The organism is Mesobacillus campisalis (assembly GCF_000986785.1).
GTDB lineage: Bacteria > Bacillota > Bacilli > Bacillales > Cytobacillaceae > Mesobacillus_B > Mesobacillus_B campisalis.
Window position 1 is genome coordinate 76,056 of record NZ_LAYY01000001.1, and the last position, 15,615, is coordinate 91,670.

11 protein-coding genes are annotated in these 15,615 nt (G+C 45.4%); 2 read left to right on the plus strand and 9 right to left on the minus strand.

The features are described 5' to 3' along the window. Nucleotides 1–248: 248 nt before the first annotated feature. Nucleotides 249–3,539 (plus strand): trifunctional glycoside hydrolase family 18/polysaccharide deacetylase/glycosyltransferase family 2 protein, encoded by a 3,291-nt coding sequence (locus WQ57_RS00330; protein ID WP_046522007.1) that lies wholly within the window; start codon nt 249–251, stop codon nt 3,537–3,539. An 87-nt stretch (nt 3,540–3,626) separates the two neighbouring features. Here the strand turns inward: WQ57_RS00330 and WQ57_RS00335 are convergent, their stop codons facing one another. From WQ57_RS00335 to WQ57_RS00345, 3 genes are all read right to left on the minus strand, one after another. Further along, nucleotides 3,627–4,298, minus strand: a complete 672-nt coding sequence (locus tag WQ57_RS00335; RefSeq protein ID WP_156183008.1) for a hypothetical protein — start codon at nt 4,296–4,298, stop codon at nt 3,627–3,629. A 165-nt stretch (nt 4,299–4,463) separates the two neighbouring features. Further along, nucleotides 4,464–4,934 carry a spore coat protein GerQ gene (gene gerQ, locus WQ57_RS00340; protein WP_046521724.1) on the minus strand — a complete coding sequence of 157 codons (471 nt, stop codon included), beginning with the start codon at nt 4,932–4,934 and terminating at the stop codon, nt 4,464–4,466. Between the two features lie 23 nt (nt 4,935–4,957). Continuing rightward, nucleotides 4,958–5,434 (minus strand): cell wall hydrolase, encoded by a 477-nt coding sequence (locus WQ57_RS00345; protein WP_052948592.1) that lies wholly within the window; start codon nt 5,432–5,434, stop codon nt 4,958–4,960. Between the two features lie 184 nt (nt 5,435–5,618). On the opposite strand from WQ57_RS00345, the gene WQ57_RS00350 reads away from it, so the two are divergent. Then, complete coding sequence (locus WQ57_RS00350) at nt 5,619–6,527, plus strand: nuclease-related domain-containing protein (RefSeq protein WP_046521725.1); 909 nt, start codon at nt 5,619–5,621, stop codon at nt 6,525–6,527. A gap of 301 nt (nt 6,528–6,828) precedes the next feature. On the opposite strand, the gene WQ57_RS00355 is transcribed toward WQ57_RS00350, so the two are convergent. From WQ57_RS00355 to WQ57_RS00380, 6 genes are all read right to left on the minus strand, one after another. Next, complete coding sequence (locus tag WQ57_RS00355) at nt 6,829–8,082, minus strand: nickel pincer cofactor-dependent isomerase, group 22 (RefSeq protein ID WP_241481449.1); 1,254 nt, start codon at nt 8,080–8,082, stop codon at nt 6,829–6,831. A gap of 72 nt (nt 8,083–8,154) precedes the next feature. Next, nucleotides 8,155–9,159 carry a 4-hydroxythreonine-4-phosphate dehydrogenase PdxA gene (gene pdxA, locus WQ57_RS00360; RefSeq protein WP_046521727.1) on the minus strand — a complete coding sequence of 335 codons (1,005 nt, stop codon included), beginning with the start codon at nt 9,157–9,159 and terminating at the stop codon, nt 8,155–8,157. An 88-nt stretch (nt 9,160–9,247) separates the two neighbouring features. After that, on the minus strand, nt 9,248–10,558 hold the full coding sequence (locus WQ57_RS00365; RefSeq protein WP_046521728.1) for a four-carbon acid sugar kinase family protein: 1,311 nt from the start codon (nt 10,556–10,558) through the stop codon (nt 9,248–9,250). Between the two features lie 259 nt (nt 10,559–10,817). Next, nucleotides 10,818–12,593, minus strand: coding sequence for a sigma-54-dependent Fis family transcriptional regulator (locus tag WQ57_RS00370; protein WP_046521729.1), 1,776 nt, complete (start codon nt 12,591–12,593; stop codon nt 10,818–10,820). Between the two features lie 63 nt (nt 12,594–12,656). After that, the gene (gene larE / locus WQ57_RS00375; protein ID WP_046521730.1) at nt 12,657–13,463 is read right to left on the minus strand and encodes an ATP-dependent sacrificial sulfur transferase LarE; all 807 of its coding nucleotides are present in this window, start codon (nt 13,461–13,463) and stop codon (nt 12,657–12,659) included. Nucleotides 13,464–13,658: 195 nt separating this feature from the next. After that, nucleotides 13,659–15,032: a GntP family permease gene (locus WQ57_RS00380; protein WP_046521731.1), complete on the minus strand. Its 1,374-nt coding sequence runs from the start codon at nt 15,030–15,032 to the stop codon at nt 13,659–13,661. Nucleotides 15,033–15,615: the final 583 nt, after the last annotated feature.

The following is a 15,615-nucleotide window of genomic DNA, read 5'->3' on the forward strand; positions in this document are numbered from 1 at the left end:
TAGCTTTATTGCCTGTATTATCCCTTTTGCTGCGGCTTAACGTCATAGCCTTATTCCTGGGAGCATTGATTACATTTTTTATTCCGCATATTCGGGACCTGCCAGTATTGCATCTATTAAAAGATTCCTGGCTGCTCTCCGCCCTCGAAAATAAAATTAGCACTTCGCAAGCGGTTATTTCAGGTATTTTCGGAGGATTCATTGGTCTTCTCTGTTATTTTTTCTTCCACTGGTTTTACAATTTAGGGCTGAAAAAAAACCAGCAGAGCCATGACCATGTTTTCCTTGATCCGGCTAAAAGACGCTGGACGATTATTAAGCGGATGGCTGCAGGCTTCCTGATTTTAATGGTCGTCGTTTCTGCTATTTTTATTGAAAGCCTTAGTACCACCCCGGATTTACCAGAGCTCAAACTAGAAACCAGGACCACTGCGAGTAACGGGATTGAGCCCATTAATGAAAGATTGAAAGAAAGCAAGCTGTCATCCACTTCTAATAAATCTGCAATGGTTAACAAGGCACAACTGCAGGAGCAGCAGGAAGTGTATGCTTTTTACGTCGATTGGGATGAAAACAGCAAAACGTCTTTTCAAAAAAATAAAGATTCCATTTCAACCTTGATACCAGAGTGGCTGCATTTGACTTCCAATCTTGACCTGGTGACCAGAATTGATCAGTCTATCGTGGAAGAAGCAAAAGCAAATAATATCAAGATCCTTCCCCTTGTGAATAATGTCGTAAACGACGAGTGGGACGGCAATGCATTGCACCGCTTATTTACTGAGCCGGGAGCACAGGAAAAATTTATCGATAGCATGCTAAACTTTGTACAAAGAAATGATTTTGATGGCATTAATATCGATTTTGAAGAAATCCAGCCAAAGGATAGAGACCATTTCACCAAATTCATGCAAAAAGTCTATCAAGCTTTTCACCCCCAAGGGCTTATGGTCACAGTGGATGTTCCGCCGGACAACCAGAGTTTTGATTATGCTGGCTTGGCGGCCAGCGCTGATCGTATGATGGTCATGTTATATGACGAGCATCATGCCCAAAGCACCCCTGGACCAATCGCCTCTATTGAGTGGGCGAAACAGAGTTTGCACGAATTGAGTATCCCTCCTGAAAAATTGATCATCAGTTTAGGAAGCTATGGATACGACTGGGAAGAAGGCTCCAGCCTGCCAGCGAAGCCCATCTCCTTCCAGGAAATCATGAACCTTGGCACTGGGACGGATCTCCAAGTCCATTGGAGCAAACAAGCGGGCAATCCATATTTGCGCTATAAAAAGAACAGGAAAAACCATACCGTTTGGTTTTTGGATGCCGCGACCTTCTATAATCAAATGAAATTGGCGATTGGCAGCGGATCAAATGGAATTGCTCTTTGGCGGCTAGGTTCAGAAGATCCTGCTATCTGGAACTTCATAAACCAGCCTGATGAACTCATCAAGCCAACAGACACGCTTAACACCCTGACAAGCCCCAAGCAGGCGCACCATTTAGGTAACGGGGAGATTCTGACGATTGCTTCTCAATCAAAAGAAGGAAAACGGAAAATGGACTGGGGCGCAGACGGGCTGATCGAGAGTGAAACCTACGTTACTTTACCAACGCCCACTCAAGTCACCCGGCATGGAACACCCCAATCAAAGGAAATTGTCCTTTCATTTGATGATGGGCCGGATCCAACTTATACACCGCAAATATTGGACATTCTCAACCAGCATCAAATCAAGGGCACCTTTTTTATTCTTGGGGAAAATGCTTTGCAGAATCGTGACCTTATTAAACGAATGCATGAAGAAGGCCATGAAGTAGGCAGCCATACCTTTACACATCCTGACCTTACAGCCATTACTCCATTGCGACTAAAATTGGAGCTGAATGCAACTCAGCGATTGTTCCAGGAAATCACCGGCCATTCCATGACCCTGTTCCGCCCCACCTATGACGCCGATACAATGTTAGCGACCGAAAGCGAGCAATCGGTCATATGGCAAGCACAGGCGATGGGATATACGATGGTTGGCCAAAACATTGATTCAAGCGATTGGAAAGGACTTTCCAGCAAGGAAATCGTTGACGAAATATTGTATCAGCTGCCAGAAGGAAATGTGATTTTGTTTCATGATGCTGGCGGCGACCGGTCTAGTACAGTGGAAGCTTTGCCTATGGTCATTAAGGAGCTTAAACAACAGGGCTACACCTTTACGACCGTGGGGGAACTGATCGGAAAAAACCACAGCGCCATTAATCCTGCAATACACCAGACCAGTCCTTATTCAATCTACAACAAAGCTGTGTTCCTCCTTATGGAAGGATGGAAATTTGGACTTGCCATCTTGTTCTATTCTGCCATCCTTTTGGGGATTTTGCGGCTGGCCCTGTTTGTTTTCCTTTCCAGAAGACAGGTGAAACGGTATAAGGAAACGAGGAACGAACCTGGTTTCACACCTTTTGTCTCTGTTGTCATTGCAGCCTATAATGAAGAAAAAGTGATTTGCAAAACGATCGATTCCATTTTAGCGAGTGATTATCCAAACTTTGAAATATTGATTATTGACGATGGATCCAGGGATGATACAGCGCTTGAGGTACAAAAAGCGTATGACAGCCATCCTCTCGTGAAATTAATCCAAAAGGCCAATGGCGGAAAATCTTCGGCCGTCAATCTTGGTTTTAAGGAATCGTCAGGAGAAATCGTGATTGCTCTTGATGCGGACACCCTCATTGCCGAAAATGCGATCTCATTGCTTGTCAGCCATTTTAGAAATGAACAGGTAGCGGCAGTTTCCGGGAATGTTAAGGTCGGCAATAAGGGAAATCTCCTGACAAACTGGCAGCATATCGAATATGTGACAGGCTTCAATTTAGAGAGAAGGGCCTTTGCCGCCCTTAATTGCATTACGGTTGTCCCTGGAGCAATCGGTGCCTGGCGCAAGACAGCGGTGGCGGACGCCGGCTATTTTCAAGAAGATACGCTGGCAGAGGATACCGACCTTACTCTTGCTTTATTGCGCAACGGGAAGAAGATTGAATTCGAAGAAAAAGCTTATGCCTTTACAGAAGTGCCGGAAGATGTTAAGAGCCTGGCAAAACAGCGCTACCGGTGGGTTTACGGAACACTGCAATGCCTGTGGAAACATCGGGACGCTTTATTCAATAAAAAACATGGCTCATTAGGGTTTGTTGCCCTTCCAAACATGTGGCTTTTCCAGTACCTCTTTCAAATCATCTCGCCCATAGCAGAGATTCTGTTTGTAATCGCCCTGTTTACAGGTCATGCCGGAAAAGCACTGATAGGATTTACTCTTTTTTATTTGCTGGATTTGTTGGCGTCGCTCTATGCTTTCAGATTGGAAAAAGAAAGTCCCAAACCGCTATGGTCCCTGCTGCTTCAGCGAATCTTGTACAAGCAGCTGATGACTTATGTGGTGATCAAATCCCTCCTTTCAGCAATTAAAGGGGTAACCGTTGGCTGGGGGAAGCTTAAGCGCAACGGAAATGCCACCCAGGACATGACAATTGAAGGCTAAACTAATCAGACCTTTCCCATTTGGGAAAGGCTTTTTTTCACAGAAAAAAGATCACCTTTCTGTGGTGATCTTTTCACTGGATAGCATTTAATTGTCTTTCTTTCCGTTTTGTTCCCGATTGGCCGTTCCCTTATCTTTCGCAGCTTGGGAATTCTCCTGCCCCCGATTCGTTGTCGCAGCATTTTCACTCTTTACAGTGGCATTAACTGCCGCATTTTCATTCGGGTTTCTCACAGGCTCGGCTTGAGTCCGATTCGCAGGTTTGGGAGCCGGAGCTGAACTGGCAGGTTCGGCAGCCGGAACAGGACTGGCAGGTTCAACAGGACTCTTCACACTAGCCGGCTTGGGTGGCGAAGGAGCTGGCGGTGCGGCCTTTGCTGGAGCACTTGCTTTTGGAGCAGGCCCGCTTGATTGGCTAGCGGTGGCCGTACTGCTGGAAACAGATGGTTGTTGAGTTATTGTTTTCGTCGCCTTATTCCCGCCAGTCTGGCTGGAATTCGCATTTGCTTTCATTGCCGGATTGCTTATTGGACGAGCAGAATCATCTGAAGCCCCTTTTTGTGCCTCTTTCGGATTTGTGTCTGTAACGGCTATCTCCGGTTTCTTGATCAATCCCGTTTTCCTGGAATCCCCCGACATATGCAAAGAAAGTTCTTTGGCAATAAGATTCATGGGTTCTGGCAGGAAAGAATTGGTCACTGAAAAGGTAACCGCCCCTGCTAAAACCATTGCAAGGGCTCCTTTGGCTTTATTACTCATAAAATTCCCCTCATATTCTTTATCTCTAACAAAGAATACGGGAGGCAGCTCCACAATGTGGGGGTCTAAAAGCAGTTTCCAGGTCTGGGAAAGGTTCAGATAGTCATCGTCAAAAGACAAAAAGGCCATTTCCATGAAGAAGATGTTTTTATCTACCTGCAAACCTTATTCGGTTGTCTCAAGGGACGCCTCGACAGCAGGGCTGATTTCGTGATGAGGGTAATTAATCTGTTCCTCGAATTCCACCCAATCCAGATTGGACATCAGCAGCAGGTAGCGTCTCCCGCTGGCAGGGTCACTGATAATAATATGGTCCCGGCCGGCCGTTTCAACGCGCCCGCGGTATACCATTGCATTCCATCTGCTGTTGCCTTGATAAGTAAAATAGAAGGTACCTACCTTCCCTTTGTTGAAGCGCAGGATGTTTTCGATAAAAGATTCTTCCACTGCTCCCATTGGAAGACCCTGCCCAGTTCCCATCGGAACCACCGGGACGGAAAATGTGGGACCAGAGTGCGCTCCGGCAGGGAAGCCAGCAGGTTGTGTTTGTTGCGCCGGCATGGTCCGCATCATGGATGCCGGAGAAAAACCAGAATGATAATTCATTGGATAAAAATAAGAGTCTCCAAAAGTCATGGGAAGCTCAGCTCCTTTTTCTGTTATCGGTAAAATTCTGGGCAGTAGCCCGGTACGGCAACATAGAAACAATGATTTTTATGCGCATGTTCAAACACCGTCATCGGGGATCTTGGCATCGTGGGGGTACAAGGTTCCCGGTAGGTCTTTCCCGGACTGGGATTGAAAAACCATAAGTTCATCCTCGCGCGGGGGTGCCGGTAACCCTGAAGCAAATCCCTGGCTCTACGGAGGTCCTCCTCATCGGGTCGCTGTGTATACAAGGATCCATTCAAGACAGGCTCAAAATGTGGAATTCCAGTCCCAGGGATGGTTTGATAAATGGCATGCCTAATATTGCGCAAATTTTTGAAATCCGGAGCACAATCTGCTTCCACCCGATTGGCTACAACCGTACCTACCATCGTCATCCCCAGAGGACCTTCACCGATTGCTTCCGCAAGCATAAGCCTAGCCAACGCATCCACGTCACGCTCGGTATGTTTTATTCTCCTTCCCAACTTCTCACCCCCTTCAGCCTATACAAGTAACTTATTGCCCGATGCCGAGTTTGGTAACTTGCCTATCAGCCCAAAAAGCGAATTTGACCTTACGAGGGTTGGACAAAAATTTGTCCTATTCTCCCCTGCGATTTTCATTCAATTTTTATACAATTAGCATAGAAACCAAGAAAGGAAGTCGATTATGATCCTCAAAGAACGAAAGGAATCAGATGAACTGCTGACTATGCGCTATTTAAACACGAGGATGCAGTTAACAGAAAAAGACAAAAGCCGATATTTCAAACTTGAAAAAGGCTATGAAGGCGAAGTTAAGTTTGACACGCTGGCGGAAAATATTTTAGAGGAGAGGTACATCTTAAATGACATGCTGCTTGAGGTAAATAACTCGTATTTTCAGATTGACTCCACCATTGTCTCGCAAGGGGTTATTTATCTATTGGATATTAAAAATTTTGAAGGAGATTATTTCCTGGATTCAGACAAATTTTACAGCGTGGCATCCGGCCGCGAATATAAGAATCCGCTTGATCAATTAAAAAGGAGCACTACCCTGTTCCGCCATCTGCTGCAAATCCACAGGCTACATTACCTCGTTGAAAGCTTCGTTATTTTCATCAACCAGGAATTCACTCTATACCAAGCCCCAATGAACCAGCCCTTGATTCTGCCCACCCAGGTAAATCGTTTTTTAAAAGAGTTCGATAAAACCCCTTCCAAGCTGGATGATGGCCACAAAAAACTTTCCCAAAAATTAATGACTCTCCACCAGCCTAAAAATCCTTTTTCCGCAACACCAGCCTATGAATACAGCCAGGTGAAAAAAGGATGTTACTGTAAAACGTGCAAATCGTTTAAGGTTTATATTGTCAATTACCATTTGGTATGTGAGAACTGCGGAGGACAGGAAAAAATTGAACATGCTATTTTAAGGCATATGGAGGAATTTAAGCTGCTTTTCCCTGATCGAAACATTACCACCCATAGCATCTATGAGTGGTGTCAAACTGGTCTTAATGAAAAGACAATTCGCCGGATCATGAAGAAGAACTTTACCGCTTTCGGGAATACTAGGGATACATATTATAAGTAGGATGCTCTGGGGCCCGGGGTGTATGATTGCGAGTTTTAGGGGCCTTGAAGGGATTTTCATTCGGACTCGATCCTCAGGTTTTTGCTTCGGCCTGTCCGAATCAAGACTTCTTTCGGACTCGATGCCACGGTTCCAGCTCCATCCTGTCCGATTACGGACTGTTTTCGGACTCCGCGCCCAGATTTCAGCAGCATCTTGTCCTAATACGATCTGATTTCGGACAAGATGCCTTCCTTTCAGGACCAAAAGAATCCCGCACCACAAAAAAAACAGCTCCCGCCCAGGAAGCTGTTTTCCACTATTACATTGGCAGGAAATACCCATTTTCATCAAACTTCATTTCCTGCAAATCCTCTAGTACTTCAATATTTTTTTGATCTTTCAGCTCGTTAAAAATCACTTCGGACACGTATAACTCCCCGATATGGAGGGTATTTGGAATCCGTACAATCCTGGCCTCTTCCGCAGCTACGCCCCAAGTGGCACGGAGCGCCGCTTTTAATGCTTCCTGGTCATTGTCGAGGACAATTGGGATTGCAGCACGGGCTAAAAACGTACTGGTGACCACATTCTCATTCATCGTTTTCAAATCGATTTTTTCGTATAAACGCTGTGTCGTCAAATCGGCCAAACCGATTCCCAGGGCATTCCCGTGGCTGGCCTCACTCAGATTGGAAGCTATCACATATTTCACGCTAGGCTTTTTCGGCTCTTCCACACCCAGTACGCGAATGCGGCCGATGATATTCGTATCCATGCCGGTGCCGCTGTAGTTTTTCCCGATTTCGTCGACAACGAGGATGTCCATATCCTCAACCGGCAGGCTTGGCATCAGCTTAAACGCTTGCTTCAGCAGTTCACGCTCACGCTTTTCAATTTCGTCCGGTTCAATCGCCTCAATGATCGCTGTTTCTTCATGGGCGTTCTCCACAATCCCAACTCCGAACAGGGTATTGGAATTCGCGATCGCGACTTTTCCCACCTCAGGCATCATTTCACTGATTCCTTTGATGCCGTAAGTATGTAAAGCCAGCGCCTGTTTATGTTTGCCCATCCCAATGGACGCCATTTTCAGGATTCCACTTTCTATTTTATTCTTAAAATCAGTATGCGGCTTAATCCGGCCCATGACGATGATGCCATCCGCCTTATTCGCATGCTGGTCGATATAAACAGGTACCCCTTCAGAGGTTTCGCCAATTACATCCACTTCCATGGAGGAACGGATTTCGCAGCCGGTGGATTCTTCGGTCACCCCAAGCCCTTCCAGCACCTCGATTTGCCCTTCAGCAGTCGCTCCGCCATGACTTCCCATAGCCGGAATAATGAACGGGGTTGCGCCTCTTTTCTTGATTTCCTCTGCGACACTTTTGACAATCAGCGGGATATTGTTAATCCCCCGACTTCCCACTGTAATCGCAATTTCCATCCCAGGCTTGATTTTTTCGTCAGCCTTAACAGCAGCAAATTGTTCTGCAATCGCAGCAGGGATGTTCTCCAGACTCTCAACGTGAAAATGTTGTCTTATTTTGGCCATTTTAGGAAAAGACATCATCCAACTCCCCTTTCGAAATAATAAAAAGGCAGCAAGAGGCCTTGCAGACCCCTTGCTTCCATTTTCTGTTCCTTAAGATAATTGATCCGGAGCCAATTCAATTGCCATGCGGATCGCTTCTTTTAATGACAGCTCATCGGCAATGTTTTTACCGGCGATATCAAAAGCGGTTCCGTGGTCAACGCTTGTACGGATGGTTGGCAGGCCGACCGTAATATTGACGCCAGCTTCAAGGCCCAATACTTTGATTGGTCCATGCCCCTGGTCATGGTACTGGGCAACCACGATATCAAAGTCGCCGCGCTTCGCTCTGAAGAATAGGGTATCAGCTGGAAGCGGACCTTGCACATCGATTCCCTCTGCCTGGGCTTTTTCAATAGCCGGAACGATTTTTTCTTCTTCTTCGCCATTTCCGAACAGGCCGTTTTCGCCGGCATGCGGGTTGATGCCGCATACAGCGATGCGCGGATTTTGAATGCCTGCTTTCTTCAGCGTATCATGTGCAAGCTTGATGACTGTATATTGACGTTCAGGGTTAATTTTATTAATCGCATCCATCAATCCAATATGGGTTGTAACATGGATGACTCTAAGGCCTGGTGCAGAAAGCATCATGGCGAAATCCTTTGTACCAGTAAGTTCGGCAAGGATTTCCGTATGGCCAGGATAGATATGGCCCGCTTTATGAAGAGCTTCCTTGTTTAGTGGTGCAGTACAGATTCCCTGGATTTTTTGTTCATTTGCAAATCCGATAGCCTTTTCCAAATAGCGGAACGCCGCATTTCCTGCCTCGGAGGAAACCTGTCCCCAAGGAAGGTCCTCAGAAACGAGATTAAGGTCAAGGATGTCAATCGTACCTGCCTGGTACTTGCCTTCTTCCGGATTTGAAATGCTGTTCAGTTCCAGATTGATATTGGTAACTTCCAACGCTCTTTTTAAAATTTTAAGGTCGCCGATCACGAATGGAGAGCAGTTCTCATAAATCTTTTCGTCATTCAAGGATTTTACGATAATTTCCGGGCCGACTCCTGAAGGATCCCCCATTGTAATTGCGATTGTTGGTTTAGTTGTAGCCATCATAGTTTCCTCCCATTTTCTCGTCTCATAAGTTCTCGCATCTGCTCCTGAAAGAAAGATGCTGTATATAGCCTGATTGGTTCACCCATCAGCTTTTAACATGTGAATCAGCTTGCGTAAGGGTTTGAAGTGCCTTGGCAAAGGCCTTTTCGGTTCCAAAGGCACCTGCTTTTGTCACCAGTGGAAGGCCGTCAAAGGAGCCGCCGAACAACTTCCCGTAAGGAATTCCGGCTTCCACTTCCCCAATTACCCGTATCCCTTCACCGTTTAACACCTTGCACGCCTCTCCGGCAATATCACCGCCTGTGAGGACAGCTCCGCAGATGCTCCGACTTTCAATTAATCTGCCGGCAATTTCCCCCATAGCCTCAGCAATGGTGTGGCCCACTTCGAAGTTGGTCAGGCCCAGGGTTTGCTGGAGCTCCTTGACTTTAGCGATTGTCTCCTGCCTGCGGTCGGTGCTGACCACCAAATCGCCTTTATCAAGCAGTTCCTGGCCAGTTTTCACAATGCGCTCAATTTCTAGTTTTCGCTTATTTGCAAAAAAGAATTCCTCTGGAGATAGAACAATTTCTGCAACATGATTGGTTTCTTTTAAATATTGAATCTGATCCTCAGTGATGGACTTGACACTTCCAGCCACCAAGAGCACCGGATCCCGTTCACCCGCTTGGGGAGCTGCTTCCGGCTCCTGGCTCTCATCAGTGCCGAAAAGATGATAGGCAATTCCCGCCGAGCCAACCCAAAGGGCCTTTTTCTCCAGGGATTCGGCAGCTTCAACGATAATCTCAAGGTCTTCATCAGCCGCTGCGTCCACAATAATGATGTTCGAACCCTCGCCTGAAGACACATTCTTCATGACTTGGGATAGATGGTTTTTACCTTTTTTGACATCATCAATCGAAATCAGCTGAACTTCCCGCTTGCTTTGCTCCTGCAGCAATTTTGGCAGATAGCTTTCTTTTACAGGGCAAGCAGGATCATGTGCAATTTCTGTTTCTTCCAGCAAGACACCATTCACATAGTGCTTCCCTTGGACGGTCGTTCGATTGCTCTTAGGAAAAGCCGGAACCACAAATGAAGTCGTATAATTAAAAACATCCATGACCGCATCAATCTCAGGTCCGATATTTCCCCTCATGGTGGAATCAATCTTTTTGAAGATATTGCCGGCACCCAGGTTTTCTAATTGTCGCGATAGTTGATAAACGGCCTCATATGCCTGTTCTGCACCTAAGGCACGGCTGTCTGAATTTAAAACAATCACATCCTCATTAAAATGGGATGGCTGCAATTGTGTATGTGCAAATAATACGGTTGTATTCAGCCCTTTTTTGGCAAATTGGACGCCTGTATCATTAGCTCCTGTTAAGTCATCGGCGATAACAGCTAGTTTCACCTGCTCTCCCCCCTTTACTCTGTGATCCTGTTTGTTTAGTGTGCAATTTCGCTCATAATGTCTATGCATGGATTTATTACCCTTATTAGATCTGAAGCAAGAACGGCTTTTTTAAATTGGGTTTTCTGTTTCACATGCAAAACGCTTACATACATAGTGTAAATTAAAACGTTGCATTAAGCAATACTTAAGTGTAACTTTTTATTTTTATTTTGATAACGTTGCTTTTTGCAACAAAGCGGCATAATAAAAACGCAAGCTATTCTTTCAGCTTGCGCCATAATGTAGAACGGTTTATTCCCAAACGTTTAGCCGCCTTGGACTGGTTCAGTCCTTCCTCTTCCAGAACTTTCGCAATCACCTGTTTTTCAATTTCTTCAAGTGTACCGCTTAAATCAACGGGTGTGAGGGCGTCGTTCTTCTTGTCTTGTTGCTCCAGCTGGTTAAAAAGATCAACTACTTCTTCCTTCTCGATATAATAGGCATGAGATTGTAAGAATAGCTGTTCAATCACTTGCCTCAGCTGTTCCACATTTCCCGGCCAGTCATAGTGAATGAGTTTATCGAGGGCATCCTGCCGTATCCCGACGACTCCGTTGCCGTATTTCGGATGAAGCTCCGAGATAAACACATGCACCAGATCCTCGATATCCTGCCTTCGTTGCCTTAGCGGCGGGATGTGGATGGTTAATGCTGCCAAAGAATGATACAAATCGGGGTAAAACTCCCCGCTGCTCACTTTTTCTGCGATGTCATCCCTGGAGGAAACCAGCCATTTCAGGTTGTTACTGCCCTCCATCTGCAGAATGGCATGGAGTTCTTTTTGTATATAGGAGCTCATTTTATCAACGTTCTTCAGGAACAAGACCCCGTTGCTGTATTTATGGAAAAAAGCTTCGTTTAGCAGGTCCTTAAGCTGGTCCCGCTTTAATCGTTCTCCGTGGAGGATGATAAAAGGTCCATTGCCTTGCTCCCTTTTTAAATAGATGGAGTGGGCTGCCACACTTTTCCGAGTTCCCTTTTCGCCAAAAATCCATACAGGGTCTTTCATGGTGCTGTATTCATCTATTTGCTGCAGCACCCGCTGAAAGGCTTCGCTTTTTCCCGTCATTGGAATATACGGAACAGACATATGAAGCTCGATGGCACTCAGATCCCGATCAATGCCTTGAACATTTTCCTGATTGAAATTTGTTTTATTCATCATGATGATCGTGTGGCGATCCATGGTGCATGTAGAAATGTTCCAGAATCCCTCATTAAGATGAAGTGTTTTAGTGATTTTGTCATTGGAGATGAGGCTTTCCTGGAGCAGCTGCTTCATTCCTGGCAAATTCCTCAGTTTTCCCCATTGGAATTCCTTGTAAAACGTTTCATTTGTATACACAAGGTTCTCTTCTTGATCCATAACCGCAATAGCCTGCCCGCCGCAATCCAGAAGATGTTTATAGAATGAAACATCCTTCTGCAGGCGCGAATAGATGCGGTATGACCTTCTCGTTTGTTCAAAGGCATCCAAAATGGCTTCTTTTCCAGAGGTGATCAGCACCCCTGTCAAGCCTAGCTCCCTGGCAGCCTGGACTGTGACCACGTCCCCGATGACCACTTCGCAATCAAGCTTTTTGAGACCCGTTAAAATTTCTTTGACTTCTGTTTCTTTGGTGATGGTCAATGTTTCGATGTCAAAGTCCAGCAGTTTGCAAATCGTTGACGCGCCATGCGTGATATTGGAGAAGCCCACAATCGCCGCTTTTCGGGAAAATCCTTTCACAAGGGTTAAAATGCGAAGCACATCATACCCCGATACCTGGATGTCAATCACCGGGATGGATACAGCCTCCTGTATCAGCGAAGCTGTACCACCGCGGCTGATAATCACATGATAGCCTTCATGTTCAGCCTCCCGTGCAATCGCAGCTCCTTCCTGCAGGTTCCCAAGCTCAATATGCAGCTGGATATCTTCAACTTCCTGAGCAACTTCTTTCATCATTTCATACAGCCCCTCATACGGGACGATAGCCAATGCTTTAATCATGTTCCAACTCACCCTTTGCTGCACAAATCATCTATGCTTCCTTTTCCTAAAACTTCTCTTTGGCTACTGGCCATTTTTCAACACTTTGTTCATGCTGCCGCTCACATAGCCCTGAAGGTCAAGGGACACATACTTATAGCCGAATGACTGGAGGTTTTCCACGATTGCATTATGGTTGGATAAAACAAGCTGCATCTCCTGCGGTTCTACCTCGATCCTGGCAATGTCTTCATGGGTACGGACGCGCACCTGCCTGATTCCCAGGCTCTTGATATATGCCTCGGATTTCTCCACCTTGGTCAGCTTTTCCTGTGTAATTCTTTCTCCATAGGCAATTCGCGATGAAAGACAGGCAAAGGATGGTTTTTCCCAGGTAGGAAGATTTAATTGTTTGGAAAGCTCGCGGATTTCTTCCTTATAAAGGTTTGCTTCCTGAAGCGGTCCGCGTACCCCATGTTCCTGGGCTGCACGAACTCCTGGACGGTGCTCGCTCATATCATCCGCAATCAAGCCGTAGACAACATTCTTGAACCCTTTTTCCTGCATGATTGGGACGATTTCTTCGAACAGTCCATTTTTGCAGAAATAGCAGCGGTTCCGGTCATTTTCCGCATAACCCGGGATATTCAGTTCAGAGGTTTCAATCACCTGGTGGTTAGCCCCGATCCATTTGGCAAGCTTCTTTGCTTCTTCCAGTTCACTTGAAGGGTATGTCTCGGAATCAGCTGTTACGGCCAGGACCTTTTCGGTTCCTAAAACATCCACCGCTACTTTTAACAGCAGTGTGCTATCGACACCGCCGGAAAACGCAACAACGACATTGTCCATTTCTTTCAGAATTTCTTTCAGTTTTTCATATTTAGCTTGCATTCTATATTCCCACCTGTCTAAGTTGTTTTCATTTATAATGACTTCCGGATATTTGCATTTTGCAACACATTTCCATTATAAGCGATTTCTTTTCAAAGGAAAAGCCATTTATAAAGCGATTTCAGCCATTATAATTAAAGATTTCTATAGAAAAAGGGCCCATAAAGGATGGACCCTTTTCATTATATTATCATCTTAAAGAATCATGTTGGCAATCAAAAGGCAGATAAATCCTGCGAACCACATAAGCGTCGTCGGCACAGACCATACCATGATTTGTTCTTTAACTTCTTTGATACCCAGCATACGGTTGGAAACCCAGAAGAAGCTGTCGTTAAAATATGAGAAGATAAGCGAACCCAAAGAAGCAGCCATAGCAGCAAGTGCCATATTTACATCCATTTGAGCAAGGATAGGTGCTGAAATGGAGGCTGCCGTAATCATGGCAACCGTTCCGCTACCCTGGATTAAACGAACCATCGTAGCAACAAAGAACGGAATGAGCACAGCCGGCATCGCAATATCAGCAATCTGCTGGGCAATGTAATCCCCTGTGCCGCTTTCGCGCAATACATTTCCAAGCGCTCCGCCGGCACCAGTAACAAGCAGGATAATACCCGCATCCTGGATTCCTTTTTCCATCTCTTCAAGCGTTTCCAAGCGTCCCCGCTGTCTGGCTAAAGCATAGATTGCAACTATCAGACCAATGGCAACCGCAATGATCGGCTGGCCAAGGAAGATCAGGATTCCATAAATACCTTGAGTTAACTCCAAAGCAGCCAGCGTAGTATTCACAAATATCAGCAGAATCGGAATTATAACTGGCATAATGGAACGTGCAAAGGAAGGCAGTTCTTTTGATCTGTCATTAATAATATCCACCATTTCCGGATACGTCATTGGTTTTTCAGGTCTGGAGAAGCCTGATTCCGAATCATCAGGAATTTGGTAGATTTTCTTCCCTAGCCATTTTGCATACAAAACACCGACAATCATCAGCGGAATCGCGAACACTAGACCCATTGCTATCATGATGCCAATGTCCACTCCGAAGATACCCGCTACTCCCAATGGACCCGGTGTTGGAGGGACCAATGAGTGTGTAAGCACTAGACCTACAGCTAAAGCAACACCAATTGAGATTACGGATTTCCCAGTTTTCCTGGAAAGCGTCTTAACCAAAGGATTCAAGATAACAAAGGCAGAGTCAAGAAAGATTGGAATTGAAATAATGTAACCGGCAATCGCCATTGCCCATTCTTCCCTTTTCTTTCCGACAAATTTGATTAACGAGTAGGCTAGTGTTTCGGCAGCACCTGAAATTTCGAGGATGCGGCCCATCATGACACCAAGACCAATTACGATACCGACCGATGCAAGCGTGCTCCCGAATCCTCCGGAAATGGCCGCAGCCACATCACCAGGAACCATGCCTCCCACAAGACCCGCAATCGAAGCAGCAATAATCAATGCCACGAAAGCGTGGATTTTCGTTTTTAAAACAAGCAAAATTAGTACAATTACCCCTAGTATTAATCCGGAAACCATTTGGATGCCTGTTGGTTCCATAGTATACTCCCCCTTGTTCTGTAAATGTTTTCATTTAAAGTTAAAAAATATGGATGGATACCATTTCTCATTTTTGACATAAAAAGGACGTTACATTCTACGAGGCCAGAGCGCTTTCATCATCAAAAGAAGGCGGTTTCAAATCAGTCAAAACATCCCCGATGATTACTTGGCAGGGAAGCCTTTAGAAGTGCACGGACAGGAATGTGTTTCATTTTGCAACTTCCAGATATAGGATGGGTTTTGCCTGCTGTTTTCGCCGCACTGCAAGTGCTTACAATAAAAGGAATAAACTAGACAGATTTGTTAGAACCTAATTTTGTAAGCGCGGTTATTATGGAGCAAGCTAAGCTTCACCGGAAGAGATAGCATAAAATGCAACACTTTTCCAATTGAACTTCCAAATTAATGTAGAACATATGAGAAATGTTGTTTATCGCATCACTTGTTGCTGTAAGTGAATTCTATCGCCTTCTGGCCATCTTGTCAAGGGGACTTTGTGGACATTTTATATTATTTTATGTTTCTTTTTTCAACAGTTTTGTATTTTCATTGAGGCATCTTTTTCTCATAATAAAACAAA

What these genes read in the sequence shown, in the direction of transcription:
- gerQ (WP_046521724.1), bottom strand. Translation starts at nt 4,934, where the DNA reads ATGACTTTTGGAGACTCTTATTTTTATCCAATGAATTATCATTCTGGT.
- WQ57_RS00335 (WP_156183008.1), bottom strand. Translation starts at nt 4,298, where the DNA reads ATGAGTAATAAAGCCAAAGGAGCCCTTGCAATGGTTTTAGCAGGGGCG.
- WQ57_RS00370 (WP_046521729.1), bottom strand. Translation starts at nt 12,593, where the DNA reads ATGATTAAAGCATTGGCTATCGTCCCGTATGAGGGGCTGTATGAAATG.
- pdxA (WP_046521727.1), bottom strand. Translation starts at nt 9,159, where the DNA reads ATGGCTACAACTAAACCAACAATCGCAATTACAATGGGGGATCCTTCA.
- WQ57_RS00355 (WP_241481449.1), bottom strand. Translation starts at nt 8,082, where the DNA reads ATGATGTCTTTTCCTAAAATGGCCAAAATAAGACAACATTTTCACGTT.
- WQ57_RS00350 (WP_046521725.1), top strand. Translation starts at nt 5,619, where the DNA reads ATGATCCTCAAAGAACGAAAGGAATCAGATGAACTGCTGACTATGCGC.
- larE (WP_046521730.1), bottom strand. Translation starts at nt 13,463, where the DNA reads ATGCAAGCTAAATATGAAAAACTGAAAGAAATTCTGAAAGAAATGGAC.
- WQ57_RS00380 (WP_046521731.1), bottom strand. Translation starts at nt 15,032, where the DNA reads ATGGAACCAACAGGCATCCAAATGGTTTCCGGATTAATACTAGGGGTA.